A 13,106-nucleotide genomic window follows, 5' to 3' on the forward strand; every position below is an offset into this window, starting at 1 on the left:
GAAACCTTCGCGGACCCGGGGCCGGGCGGCCGGTCACGGCGCTCCCACCAGCAGGTCCGCCGCCTCCTCCCGCCCGGCCATCTCCCGCAGCGGCCCCGGCACAGCCGCCAGCTCCGCATACGTACCGCGCTGCACGACCCGCCCCCGGTCCAGGACGATCACCTCGTCCACGGCCCGCAGTCCCGCCAGCCGGTGGGTGATCAGCAGGCTCGTGCGGCCCTCGGTGGCGGCCAGCAGATCGGCGGTGAGCGCGTCGGCGGTCGGCAGGTCGAGGTGCTCGGCGGGCTCGTCGAGCACGAGGACGGGGAAGTCGGCGAGCAGCGCCCGGGCCAGGGCGAGCCGCTGGCGCTGGCCACCGGACAACCGGGCCCCGTGCTCACCGACCAGCGTGTCCAGGCCGTCGGGCAGGCTGTCGGCCCACTCCAGCAGCCGGGTCCGCGCCAGCGCGTCGCGCAGCTCGCCCTCCGTGGCGTCCTTCCTGGCCAGGAGCAGGTTCTCGCGGACCGAGCTGTCGAAGAGGTGCGCGTCCTGGGCGCACAGCCCGACCAGCCGCCGCACGTCGTCACCGGCCAGGGCGCAGGCGTCGACACCGGCCAGCGTGTAGGAGCCCGCGTCCGGGTCGAGGAAGCGCAGCAGCACCTGGGCCAGGGTCGTCTTGCCGGACCCGGACGGTCCGACCACGGCGACGCGGCGCCCCTCGGCCAACGTCAGGTCCAGCCCCGCCAGCGCGTCCCTGTCCTGCCCGGCGTGACGCGCGGCCAGCCCCTTGAGGACCACCGGGAACGGCGAGGCGGGTGCCTGCCTGGGCGCCTCCGGCTCGCGCACCGGCTCCGGGGCGTCGAGCACCTCGTGGACGCGTTCGGCACTCCTGCGCACACGCTGGCGGTACTGCACGGCGAGCGGCAGTCCCAGTACGGCCTCGAAGGCGGCCAGCGGGGTGAGGACGACGACGGCCACGGCCACCCCGGCGAGTCGGCCGTCGGCGACCGCCTGGGCCCCGACGAGGGCGGCGCCCGCGACGGTCAGGCCGGAGACGAGTGCGGTGAGCCCGTCGCCCAGCGCGGTGGCGGTGGCGGCCCGCGAGGCGATCCGGGTGAGGGTGCCGTCGGCCCGCCGCGCCTCGGCCGCACGACCGGGCAGGGCACCGGCGACGGTCAGCTCGGCGGTGCCGGTCAGCAGGTCCGTCACGCGGGTGGCGAGCACGCCCCTGGCGGGGGCGAGCCTGCGCTCGGCCCGCCGTGCCACGGCCGCGGTGACCAGCGGAACACCGGCCCCGGCCGCGAGCAGGCCGACCGCGAGCACGGCGCCCGCCTCCGGCAGCAGCCAGGCCGTGAACACGACCGAGGCGAGGGAGACGACCAGCGCGCTGCCGACGGGCAGCAGCCAGCGCAGCCAGTAGTCCTGCAAGGCGTCGACGTCGGAGACGAGCCGGGTCAGCAGGTCGCCGCGGCGGCTGCGGCGCAGCCCAGCGGGGGCCAGCCGCTCCAGCCGCCGGTACACGGCGACCCGCGTGTCGGCCAGCATCCGCAGCACGGCGTCGTGCGAGACGAGCCGCTCCGCGTAGCGGAACACGGCCCGCCCGATGCCGAAGGCGCGCGTCGCCGTGACGGCCACCATCAGGTACAGCACCGGCGGCTGCTCGGAGGCCCGCGAGATGAGGTACCCGGAGGTCGCCATCAGGCCCACGGCACTGCCCAGCGCCAGGGCGCTGAGCAGCAGCGCGAGGCCGAGCCGCCCGCGGCGGGCGCCGGACAGGGCACGGACCCGGGCCAGCACGCCCCCTCGGGCCTGCGCAGTGGGCTCGGCGGGCCGGGCGGACTCGGCGGCCGGTTCGTCGAAGAGGCCCGGAGCGGGGGTGCGGGGGCCTGCCATCGCGGCGACCGGCAGCCCGTCGGCGGATACGGAGGCGGAGGCGGCGACCATGACCGGTGTGTCCAGCCGCACCACCCGGTCGGCCACCTCCAGCAGGGCGGGGCGGTGCACCACCAGCAGGACCGTCCGGCCCTTCGCCAGCCTGCGCACGGCGTCCACGACCTCGGCCTCGGTGGCCCCGTCCAGGGCCGCCGTCGGCTCGTCGAGCAGCAGCACCGGCCGGTCCGCGAGAAACGCCCGGGCCAGCGCCAGCCGCTGCCGCTGCCCGGCGGACAGGCCGGTTCCGTCCTCCCCGAGGACGGTCGCGGTGCCCTCGGGCAGCGCGTCCACGAACTCCAGGGCGCCCGCGTCCCGCAGGGCCCGGCGGACGGCGCTGTCGTCGGCGTCGGGCCGGGCCAGCCGTACGTTCTCCGCGATGGTGCCGGCGTACAGGTGCGGGTGTTGCGGCACCCACGCGACGCGGGCGTGCCACTGCGCCATGTCGAGGGTGGAGAGGTCGGCTCCCCCGACCAGGACCCGCCCCTCGGTCGGGGCGACGAAGCCGAGCAGGGCGTGCAGAAGCGTCGACTTGCCCGCCCCGCTGGGGCCGACGAGCGCGACCGTCTCCCCGGGCTCGACGGTGAGGTGCACGTCCGTGACGGCCGCCGTGTCGCGTCCGGGGTAGCGGACCGTCACGTCCTCGAAGGCCAGCGCACCGTCCGCCGGAACCGGCCCGGTCCCCGACGCCGGTGCGGGACGCTCCAGCACGGAGAAGATGTCCTCGGCGGCGGCGAGGCCCTCGGCCGCCGCGTGGTACTGCGCTCCCACCTGCCGCAACGGCAGATAGGCCTCGGGTGCGAGGACCAGCACGACCAGGCCGTCGTACAGGGCCATGTCACCGTGGACCAGACGCATGCCGATGGTGACGGCGACGAGCGCGACGGAGAGCGTGGCGAGCAGCTCCAGCGCGAAGGAGGACAGGAAGGCGATCCGCAGGGTCCGCATGGTCGCCCGGCGGTACTCGCCGGTGATGTGCTTGATCGACTCCGCCTGGGCCTTGGCCCGGCCGAAGACCTTCAGCGTCGGCAGCCCCGCGACCACGTCCAGGAAGTGTCCGGACAGCCGGGAGAGCAGCCGCCACTGGCGGTCCATCCGAGACTGCGTGGCCCAGCCGATCAGCATCATGAAGACGGGGATGAGAGGCAGGGTGCCGACGATGATGGCCGCCGAGACCCAGTCCTCGGTGACGATCCGGGCCAGCACCGCCACGGGCACGACCACCGCGAGGCCCAGCTGCGGCAGATAGCGCGAGAAGTAGTCATCGAGGGCGTCGACGCCCCGGGTGGCGAGGGCGACCAGCGAGCCGGTCCGCTGACCGCTCAGCCAGCCGGGGCCGAGCGCGGTGGCCCGCTCCAGCAGCCGGCCCCGCAGCTCCGACTTCACCGCCGCACTCGCCCGGTGCGCGGCCAGTTCGGTGAGCCAGCCGACCAGCGCCCGGCCGCAGGCAACGGCCACCAACAACAGGAGTGGCGTACGGAGTCCGGCGGCTGACGTGCCGTGCTGGAAGGCGCCGACCACCACCTCGGCGATGAGCATCGCCTGCGCGACAAGCAATCCGGCACCTACGGCGCCCAGGGCGACGACCGCCGCCAGGAAGATCCGGGTGGCGCGGGCGTACCGCAGAAGACGTGGATCGATGGGTTTCACGTGAAACAGGCCTTCCTGCCCTGGGAGGCGGTTTCCCTGTGTTTCACGTGAAACACAGGGAAACCGGGCCCTGTTGGACTCAGTGCGCGGCGTCGGCGAGGTGCTGGGTGCCGATGCGCTTGCGGAACACCCAGTACGTCCAGCCCTGGTAGAGCAGGACGACCGGCGTGGCGATCACGGCCAGCCAGGTCATGATCTTGAGCGTGTAGGCGCTGGACGAGGCGTTGGTGACGGTGAGGCTCCAGTCCGCGTTCAGCGTGGACGGCATGACGTTCGGGAAGAGCGTCAGGAAGAGCATCGCCACGGCGGCCACGATGGTGACGCCGGACAGGGCGAACGCCCAGCCCTCGCGACCGGCCTGGTTCGCCCCCAGCGCGGCGACCAGTGCGGCGACGGCCACCACGAGGGCGACCAGGCTCTTGACGTCCCCGCTGTCGGCCTGCGTCCAGAGCAGGAAGGCCAGGGCCAGCACGGCCGTGACCAGACCGACCCGCAACGCCAGGGTCCGCGCCCGCTCACGGATCTCACCGACGGTCTTGAGCGCGGTGAACACCGTCCCGTGGAAGGTGAACAGGGTCAGCGTCACCAGGCCGCCGAGGAGGGCGTACGGGTTGAGCAGGTCCCAAACGGAGCCGACGTACTCCAGATTCCGGTCGATCTCCACGCCGTGGACGATGTTGCCGAAGGCCACGCCCCACAGGAAGGCGGGGATCAGCGAGGTCCAGAAGATCGCCGTCTCCCAGTTGCGCTGCCACGTCTCCTCAGGCCGCTTCACCCGGTACTCGAAGGCGACCCCCCGGACGATCAGGCAGACCAGGATGACCAGCAGGGGGAGGTAGAACCCGGAGAAGAGCGTGGCGTACCACTCGGGGAAGGCGGCGAAGGTGGCACCGCCGGCGGTGAGCAGCCACACCTCGTTGCCGTCCCACACGGGGCCGATGGTGTTGATCAGCACCCGCTTCTCGGCCCGGTCCCGGGCGAGCAGCTTGGTCAGCACGCCGACCCCGAAGTCGAAGCCCTCCAGGAAGAAGTAGCCGGTCCACAGGACGGCGATCAGAACGAACCAGACGTCGTGCAGTTCCATGACTGTGCAGCTCCCTCGGCCTAGTACGAGAAGGCCATCGGCTTGTCGGCGTCACGGAGATCGCCGCCGATCTTCGTGGGCGGATTGAGGTCGGCCTCGGTCAGCTCGGGCGGTCCCGCCTTCACGTACTTCGCCAGGAGCTTGACCTCGATGACGGCCAGGACGGCGTACAGCAGGGTGAAGACGGACATCGAGATGACGACCTCGGCGGTGGAGACACCGGGGGAGACCGCGTCGCGGGTCTGCATCACGCCGTAGACGACCCAGGGCTGCCGGCCCATCTCGGTGAAGATCCAGCCCCAGGAGTTGGCGATCAGCGGGAAGGCCATCGTCCACAGCGCCAGCAGCCAGTACATCCGGGTGAGCCTCGACCCGAGCGGCTGCTTCAGCAGCACCAGGTGCGGGACCTCGTCCTCCCCGGTACGCAGGGCCGGTGGCAGCAGGAACCGCTTCCGCGTCAGCCACAGGCCGAGCAGGCCGAGGGAGAAGGACGCCATGCCGAAGCCGATCATCCAGCGGAAGCCCCAGTAGGCGACGGGGACGATGGGCTTGTAGTCGCCGGGGCCGAACTGCTCCTGGAGCGCCTTGTTGGTGTCGTTGATGCCGGGCACGTAGGACTCGAAGTCGCTGTGCGCGAGGAAGGACAGCAGGCCGGGGATCTCCAGGGCGACCTTGTTGTGCCCCTTGTCGACGTCCCCGTAGGCGAAGACCGAGAAGGGCGCCGGCTTCTCGCCGTCCCACAGGGCCTCGGCGGCGGCCATCTTCATCGGCTGCTGCTCGTACATGACCTTGCCGAGGGTGTCGCCGCTGACCGCGGTGAGCAGGCCGCCGACCGCCAGGGTCACCAGGCCGAGCCGGAGCGAGGTCCGCATCACCGGGATGTGCTTCTTGCGCATCAGGTGGAAGGCGGCGATGCCGACCATGAAGGCGCCGCCCGTGAGGAAGGCCGCCGAGAAGCTGTGGAAGACCTGGTTGAGCGTGGTGTTCTGGGTGAGGACCTGCCAGAAGTCGGTCAGCTCGGCGCGGCCCTTCTCCTCGTTGATCCGGTAGCCGACGGGGTGCTGCATCCAGGAGTTGGCCGCGAGGATGAAGTACGCCGACAGCAGGGTGCCGATCGAGACCATCCAGATGCAGGCCAGGTGGATCTTCTTGGGCAGCTTGTCCCAGCCGAAGATCCACAGCCCGATGAAGGTGGACTCGAAGAAGAAGGCGATCAGCGCCTCGAAGGCGAGCGGAGCACCGAAGACATCGCCGACGAAGCGGGAGTAGTCGGACCAGTTCATACCGAACTGGAACTCCTGCACGATGCCGGTGACGACACCCATCGCGATGTTGATCAGGAAGAGCTTGCCCCAGAACTTGGTCGCCCTGAGGTACTTCTCCTTCTCCGTGCGGACCCAGGCGGTCTGCAGTCCGGCCGTGAGAGCGGCCAGCGAGATCGTCAACGGGACGAACAGGAAGTGGTAGACGGTCGTGATGCCGAACTGCCATCGCGCCAGCGTCTCCGGCGCCAGGGCCATGTCCACGTCGTCACTCTCCTCACCTCGCCACACCGCCGTGGTCAGCGGCGTTTTGAGCGCGTTTGTCACACCCAACGCGGGCGCAATCGGGACACGCTTGTGAACGCGTTCACATTCACAAGCAATTATGACCTACTGCTTTTCGACACCGGAAGGGGGGTCCCCTGTGACGTCAACCCCTTCGCCGGAACTCCGGCAGCCCGTCGGTCCCCGAAGGGCGGGGGCCCGTGCCCACGGCATACGAAATCGCGGGACGGCGCCCGGCCGTCCCGCGATGCGTCGTACCGCCCCGGTGGAGCTACAGCTCCTTGCGGAACTCCTCCGTCACCTTCAGGAAGATGTCGTTCGCCTCACTCTCCCCGACCGTCACGCGCACGCCCTCGCCCGCGAAGGGGCGGACGACGACGCCGGCCTGCTCGCAGGCGGCCGCGAAGGCGAGTGTGCGCTCCCCCAGCCGCAGCCAGACGAAGTTGGCCTGGGTCTCCGGCACCGTCCAGCCCTGCCCGCGCAGCGCGTCGACGACCCGGGTGCGCTCGCACACCAGCGAGCCGACCCGGCCGATCAGCTCGTCCTCCGCGCGCAGCGAGGCGATCGCCGCCTCCTGCGCGATCTGGCTGACCCCGAAGGGCACCGCCGTCTTGCGCAGCGCCGCCGCCACCGGCTCGTGGGCGATCGCGAAGCCGACCCGCAGACCCGCCAGGCCGTAGGCCTTGGAGAAGGTGCGCAGGACGCAGACGTTGGGCCGCTCACGGTAGAACTCGACGCCGTCCGGGACCTCGGCGTCGCGGATGAACTCGCGGTAGGCCTCGTCGAGGACCACCAGCACATCGCTCGGCACCCGGTCCAGGAACCGCTCCAGTTCGGCCCGCCGTACCACCGTGCCCGTGGGGTTGTTGGGGTTGCAGACGAAGATCAGCCGGGTCCGGTCGGTGATCGCGTCCGCCATCGCGTCCAGGTCGTGCACCTCGCCCGGTGTCAGCGGCACCTGCACGGACGTCGCGCCGCTGATCTGGGTGATGATCGGGTACGCCTCGAAGGAGCGCCAGGCGTAGATCACCTCGTCGCCCGGGCCGGAGGTCGCCTGGACCAGCTGCTGGGCCACACCGACCGAGCCGGTACCGGTGGCCAGGTGGGCCAGGGGCACCCCGAAGCGGTCCGACAGCTCGGCCATCAGCGAGGTGCAGGCCATGTCCGGGTACCGGTTGAACGAGGCGGCCGCGGCCGTCACCGTCTCCATCACGCCCGGCAGGGGCGGATAGGGGTTCTCGTTGGAGGACAGCTTGTAGGCCACCGGGCCGTCGGCCGCGGCGGGCTTGCCCGGCTTGTAGGTGGGGATTCCCTCCAGCTCGGCGCGCAGCTTGGGGCTCTTCTCGCTCACCGCAGTCCTCCTCGTGACCACCACCGGCATCGAATACTCCTCACCTTATGAGGATTCGCCGCCGCTGCGTATAGGTGGGAGCCGACCTCGTCCCGGGGGAGCAGACCTCGTCCGTCACACTGGCAACACGGGCATCAGCGCACGAAGGCGCACGATTCGGGGGGCGCGCCGCACATATATCTACGCGCCGGTGGCTCACGCCGTGGCGCGCATCCCTCGTGCAGGTGAGTTGAGACCTCTTCGCAACATCCGCCACCCCGCAGGCCCTCACTGGTCAACAGGTCAGGTAATGGGATGAGTGGGCCCAACTGCCTTGCTTTCCAAGGGCGTTCACCGTAAATGATCTTGCAGAAACGTGACTGTCAACGCGTGCATATGCGTCCGCACTACCCCACCCCATGAGCCCTACTATCGGCTCGCCATGACAGCAGCAGGGAAGCACCAGGTGAGCCGCGCGGAAACCTCACGTCGAGGCAGCCGGCCGGGCCGGGCGGGCATCAGGGACGTGGCCGCCGCCGCCGGAGTATCCATCACTACCGTCTCCGACGCCCTCAACGGCAAGGGCCGACTCCCGGATGCCACCCGGCGCCATGTGCGCGAGGTCGCCGACCGACTGGGCTACCGGCCCTCGGCCGCCGCCCGCACGCTCCGCACCGGCAAGTCCGGACTCATCGGCCTGACCGTGACGACGTACGGGGATGAACCTTTCACCTTCACCGAGTTCGCGTACTTCGCGGAGATGGCGCGCGCCGCCACCTCGGCCGCGCTCGCCCGCGGCTACGCCCTCGTCATCCTCCCGGCGACCTCCCGTCACGACGTGTGGTCCAACGTCGCGCTCGACGGCACGGTCGTCATCGACCCCTCGGACCACGACCCGGTCGTCAGCGAGCTGGTCCGCCAGGGACTACCCGTCGTCTCCGACGGCCGCCCGGCGGGTTCGCTGCCGGTCACCGCCTGGGTCGACAACGACCACGAGGCGGCCGTACTCGGCATCCTCGACCACCTCGCCGACGCCGGCGCCCGCAGGATCGGCCTGCTCACCGGCACCACGACCGACACGTACACCCATCTGTCGACCACCGCCTACCTGCGCTGGTGCGAGCGCGTCGGCCAGGACCCGGTCTACGAGGCGTACCCGGCGCACGACCCGTGCGCCGGCGCGGTCGCCGCCGACCGGCTGCTCGCACGTCCGGACCGGCCCGACGCCGTCTACGGCCTGTTCGACCCGAACGGCACCGATCTGCTCGCCGCCGCCCGCCGCTACGGACTGCGCGTCCCCGAGGACCTGCTGCTGGTCTGCTGCAGCGAGTCCACCGTGTACGCCAGCACCGAGCCGCCCATCACCACCCTGTCGCTGAAACCCCGCCGCATCGGCACCGCCGTGATCCAGGTCCTCATCGACGCGATCGAGGGGCTGCACTCCGACCAGCCGGTCGAGCAGGTGATACCGACCGAGCTGATCGTGCGCACGTCGTCGCAGCGGCGCCCGCCGCGTACGACGGTCAGCCCGCCGCGATCGCCGGAGGGCGAGTAGGTCGGGTCCGGGGCGCGGGTGCGGGTCCGGGGCGCGGTCGTCCGCACGCCCCGGCCGCCGCCCCCACCCGGGCGGCGGCGCACCGCGGAACGACGCGAAACAGGGCGGCGAAGACCACATCCGCCACCTCCGGAACACGGGTGGTCCGCCGTCACGGACGGGCGAAGCCAGGCCCAATCGGGGCGAAAGCCGCAGTGAACCGGAGTCCTGTCCTGATTCACCACCCCTGGGTCATCACACAGCGCGATCCGCATTCCTATGATGGGCCCACACACCGCGGGCCGCTGCGACCAGGCAGTCCGAAGCGGTGCAGATGCGGCGCGATGGTGGAGGGGTCGATGACTCAGGGGGCCGGTCAGGGACCCGAGGTGGAGCGGACGGCGACGGTGCGCGACTTCCGGGTGCCCGCGTACGTCCACGAGACCGCTCCGTACGCTGCCCCCGGCACGCACGCGAGCGATTCGGCACCGCCCTCCGAGGAGGGGCTCGAGGAGGCCCTGCCCGAGGGCTACACGCCCACTCAGCGCGATCTGCCCGTCATCCGTCGGGGTGACACGGTCCAGGTCGCGGTCGACCCCGAGCCGATCGTGGTGCAGCAGCAGGCCACCGGCCAGGGGCCCCTGTTCGTCGTCGGCGACGTACACGGCTACCTCGACGAGCTGCTGGCCGCCCTCAGGGAGAAGGGCCTCGTCGACGAGGCCGGCCAGTGGTGCGCGGGCACCTCCCGGCTGTGGTTCCTCGGCGACTTCACCGACCGCGGCCCGGACGGCATCGGCGTCATCGACCTGGTGATGCGGCTGTCCGCCGAGGCCGCCGCGGCCGGCGGCTACTGCAAGGCGCTGATGGGCAACCACGAGCTGCTGCTGCTCGGCGCCAAGCGGTTCGGCGACACGCCCGTCAACTCCGGCGCGGGCACCGCCACCTTCCAGGCCGCCTGGCTGCTGAACGGCGGCCAGAAGACCGACATGGACCGCCTGCAGGACCACCACCTGCAGTGGATGGCCCGCCTCGACGCCATGGAGGAGGTCGACGGCCACCTCCTGGTGCACTCGGACGCCACCACCTACCTCGACTACGGGCGCTCCATCGAAGAGGTCAACGACACCGTCCGCGAGACGATCACGCGCAATGACGCGGAGGAGGTGTGGGACCTGTTCCGCAAGTTCACCAAGCGCTTCTCCTTCCGCGACGAGGGCGGCGCCGACGCCGTGCGCTCACTGCTGGATACGTACGGCGGCACCCGGATCGTTCACGGCCACAGCCCCATTCCCTACCTGCTGGGCGAAGTCGGCTCCGAGGACGGCGAGGACGACACCCGAACCGTGGTCGAGGGACCGCACGTCTACGCGGACGGTCTGGCCATCGCGATGGACGGCGGCGTGACGATGGCAGGAAAACTGCTGGTCCAGCAACTTCCGCTGGACTCCTGACCGTTCACCGGACCGCTTTCGCGGCGGTGCCGTCCGTACAGACCGGCACCCAATTTCTGGAAACCCCCTGTCACCCTCCACCGTCACCGCTCTACCATCGGCTTATCCGTAGCAGGCTCCCCTCCGTTTCTGCCCGACGGCTCGTTGGCATGCGAGCCCCAAGCCCTACGGAGCATCGGGGGATGCACATGAACAGCGTTCCGCAGCACCTGTCGAACGAGGACCGCCAAGAGTACGAGCGGGTCCTCGACGAGGCGCTGCGCTCCGCACCACACCGCCCGGAGCTGGCCGCCGTCGGTCAGCGGCTCAACTCCGAACAACTGCGCACCATGGCACTCAACGCCACCGCCCTCATCACGGCGGCGGCCACGACCGAGTACCAGCACTACGTGAAGGTCCGCGAGGAACTGCGCCATCCGGCGCCCTCGGGTCCGTCGTCCGCCACGCGCGAATCCGGCTCCGAGGAGCGGGGCACGGGCGCGGGGGGACTCGCCGCCACCATGGGCGAGATGGCCGAGGCGACCGGTGCGGGGGCCGTCGCCGTCGTCGCCGTCCTGGCACCGGTCCTGGCCGGCACCGCCGCGGCGATCTTCCTCCTGGTCGGCTACCTGCTGAAGATGCTCGACCCGGGGCAGACCTTCGCGCAGACCATGCTCACCACGGGATGGGTGTTCGGCGCCGTGACCGCGGTGGCGATCCTCGTCGCCGCGGTGGGGCTGCTGCTCACCGCGCTGCGCAACCGCCCCTCCGCCGAGTCGGGCTTCTACAGCGCCCGCGACGAGGAGGTGACCCGGGCCAGGGATGCCTGGCACGAGGCGCTCCTTGAGCGGGGCATCCTGCCCTTCCTGCGGGAGGCGCTCAGCCAGCCGGGCACGGCGGCACTGCACCGCACGGAACCGGCCACGCCGAGCGGCGGCCGCATGCCGCACCTCGGCTACGGCCGTCCCGGGTTCACCAGCCCCGACGGCGGCCCCGACGCGGGACCGCGACCGAGCTACTCGAGTCCGGACTACAGCAGCCCGGACTTCGGTGGCCCGGAACACCGGCCCGAGTAGCCACCGGAACGGGCGGGCAGCGCTTCAGAGGATGCCCGCCCGGCCGGCGGCAGTGATCCAGGACGGGAACTCGGACAGCAGACGGTCATACAGCTCCGGGTCCGGTACGGTGCCGATGTCGTCGACGGCGAAGAAACCGACGTTGTCGACGCGGCGCCCCGGCAGGGTGTCGAACCGCTCCAGCACCCCGTAGTTGGCGCGCCCGAGCCCCACGAACTGCCAGAAGACGGGCTCCTCCACGGCCTCCCGCAGCTCCCGCTCGATCTCGGCGTTGCGGTAGACACCGCCGTCGGAGAAGAACAGCACCAGGGTCGGGACCGGTGCCGGGTGGTCCCGGACGAAGGCCCGGACCTCGGCGATCACCTTCTGCTCCTCGTTCTGGATACCGACCGCCCGCATGTCGGCCTGCTCGGGGTGCAGGCCCTTCTTCCTGCCCCGCCGGAACAGGCTGATCTCCCCCACGCGCACGTGCAGCCGCAGCCACTCGGGCAGCTCGCCCAGGCGCAGGTCGGGCAGGCGCGCCGGGTTGGAGGCGAAGGTCCATGCCTGCATCTCCCCGTCGTCGTCCAACTGCGCGGCGACGGCGGCCATCCGCTCCACGACGTCCGCGACGACGCCCTTGGAGTAGAGGAGGGACATGGACCCGGAGGCGTCCAGCACGAGGACGACGCGCGCGGTGACCCCGGTGGCCCCGTGCTTGCTCAGGCTGACCGCGACCTGCTCCTTGCGCAGGGACAGCCGCTTGCGCATGTCCACGGGGAGGCGGTCCTCGCCCTTGGTGAGACGGGGGCCGGTGGCAGGCGGCACCGCTACCGGGGGCGGCGGCGGTGCTACGGGCGGCGCGGCGGGTGTCGGCGGTGTGCTCGGCGCCGGGGGAGCCGTCGGCGGGGCGGTGGCCTGCGTCGCGGCCGCCGACGGGGGAGCGTCGTCGTCCACCGTGATGCCGAAGTCGGTCGCCAGCCCCGCGAGCCCGGAGGCGTAGCCCTGTCCGACCGCACGGAACTTCCACGCCCCTTGACGCCGGTACAACTCGCCGCCGACCAGCGCGGTCTCCGTCCCGGCCGTGATGTCGAAGCGGGCCAGCTCGGTGCCGGTCGCGGCGTCCAGCAACCGCAGCGTCAGCCCCGGAACCCGGCCGAAGGCACCGCCGTCCGCCGAGGCGCACAGGACGATGCGTTCGACCGCCGACTCGACCGACAGCAGGTCCACCTCGACGGCATCGGTCGTGACACCCGCGTCCGCGTCCGGGCCGACCCGCTTGCCCAGGTGGCCCACCGCGCCGGAGGTGTGGCGGGGCTGGTTGTAGAAGACGAAGTCGCCGTCGTCCCGCACCCGTCCGGCCGAGGTGAGCAGCAGCGCCGAGGCATCGACCTCGGGGACGCCCGGCCCGGCGGACCACACGAGTTCGGCGCGCACCGCGGGGGAGTCGACGGCGATGTTGGCACCCTTGCTCAGGGAGATGGCTGTCATGCGTCCAGTCTGCCGAGCAGGACCCCTCGACGGGGAGAGGGCCGACCCCGCGGCCTGTCCCCCTCCCCGCGCCGGTG

Annotated in this window: 8 protein-coding genes; 3 read left to right on the forward strand and 5 right to left on the reverse strand. The window is 71.5% G+C overall.

Annotated features, from left to right (window positions below):
* Positions 1 to 33: 33 nt before the first annotated feature.
* The 4 genes from cydD to hisC all read right to left on the reverse strand — a co-directional run bounded on the left by cydD (position 34) and on the right by hisC (position 7,540).
* Positions 34 to 3,558 (reverse strand): thiol reductant ABC exporter subunit CydD, encoded by a 3,525-nt coding sequence (gene cydD, locus ACGH52_RS19185; protein ID WP_399940950.1) that lies wholly within the window; start codon positions 3,556 to 3,558, stop codon positions 34 to 36.
* 79 nt (positions 3,559 to 3,637) lie between these two features.
* Positions 3,638 to 4,642, reverse strand: coding sequence for a cytochrome d ubiquinol oxidase subunit II (gene cydB, locus ACGH52_RS19190; protein ID WP_399940952.1), 1,005 nt, complete (start codon positions 4,640 to 4,642; stop codon positions 3,638 to 3,640).
* Positions 4,643 to 4,662: 20 nt separating this feature from the next.
* Entirely contained in the window at positions 4,663 to 6,168 is a 1,506-nt protein-coding gene (locus tag ACGH52_RS19195) for a cytochrome ubiquinol oxidase subunit I (RefSeq protein WP_076975252.1), read from the reverse strand.
* Positions 6,169 to 6,460: 292 nt separating this feature from the next.
* On the reverse strand, positions 6,461 to 7,540 hold the full coding sequence (hisC, locus tag ACGH52_RS19200; protein WP_399940955.1) for a histidinol-phosphate transaminase: 1,080 nt from the start codon (positions 7,538 to 7,540) through the stop codon (positions 6,461 to 6,463).
* 421 nt (positions 7,541 to 7,961) lie between these two features.
* Between hisC and ACGH52_RS19205 the strand changes: the two genes are divergently transcribed.
* The 3 genes from ACGH52_RS19205 (at position 7,962) to ACGH52_RS19215 (ending at position 11,559) form a co-directional block, all read left to right on the forward strand.
* Positions 7,962 to 9,074: a LacI family DNA-binding transcriptional regulator gene (locus ACGH52_RS19205; RefSeq protein WP_003975000.1), complete on the forward strand. Its 1,113-nt coding sequence runs from the start codon at positions 7,962 to 7,964 to the stop codon at positions 9,072 to 9,074.
* A 323-nt stretch (positions 9,075 to 9,397) separates the two neighbouring features.
* Complete coding sequence (gene sppA / locus ACGH52_RS19210) at positions 9,398 to 10,504, forward strand: metallophosphoesterase (RefSeq protein ID WP_247700052.1); 1,107 nt, start codon at positions 9,398 to 9,400, stop codon at positions 10,502 to 10,504.
* A gap of 182 nt (positions 10,505 to 10,686) precedes the next feature.
* Complete coding sequence (locus ACGH52_RS19215) at positions 10,687 to 11,559, forward strand: hypothetical protein (RefSeq protein WP_121703087.1); 873 nt, start codon at positions 10,687 to 10,689, stop codon at positions 11,557 to 11,559.
* 24 nt (positions 11,560 to 11,583) lie between these two features.
* Here ACGH52_RS19215 and ACGH52_RS19220 read toward each other — a convergent pair whose 3' ends face one another.
* The gene (locus ACGH52_RS19220) at positions 11,584 to 13,029 is read right to left on the reverse strand and encodes a VWA domain-containing protein (RefSeq protein ID WP_210975152.1); all 1,446 of its coding nucleotides are present in this window, start codon (positions 13,027 to 13,029) and stop codon (positions 11,584 to 11,586) included.
* Positions 13,030 to 13,106: the final 77 nt, after the last annotated feature.

It is taken from the genome of Streptomyces sp. BBFR25 (assembly GCF_044590125.1).
GTDB classification, from domain to species: Bacteria; Actinomycetota; Actinomycetes; order Streptomycetales; family Streptomycetaceae; genus Streptomyces; species Streptomyces canus_D.

What these genes read in the sequence shown, in the direction of transcription:
- sppA (WP_247700052.1), top strand. Translation starts at nt 9,398, where the DNA reads ATGGTGGAGGGGTCGATGACTCAGGGGGCCGGTCAGGGACCCGAGGTG.
- ACGH52_RS19205 (WP_003975000.1), top strand. Translation starts at nt 7,962, where the DNA reads ATGACAGCAGCAGGGAAGCACCAGGTGAGCCGCGCGGAAACCTCACGT.
- cydB (WP_399940952.1), bottom strand. Translation starts at nt 4,642, where the DNA reads ATGGAACTGCACGACGTCTGGTTCGTTCTGATCGCCGTCCTGTGGACC.
- ACGH52_RS19215 (WP_121703087.1), top strand. Translation starts at nt 10,687, where the DNA reads ATGCACATGAACAGCGTTCCGCAGCACCTGTCGAACGAGGACCGCCAA.
- ACGH52_RS19220 (WP_210975152.1), bottom strand. Translation starts at nt 13,029, where the DNA reads ATGACAGCCATCTCCCTGAGCAAGGGTGCCAACATCGCCGTCGACTCC.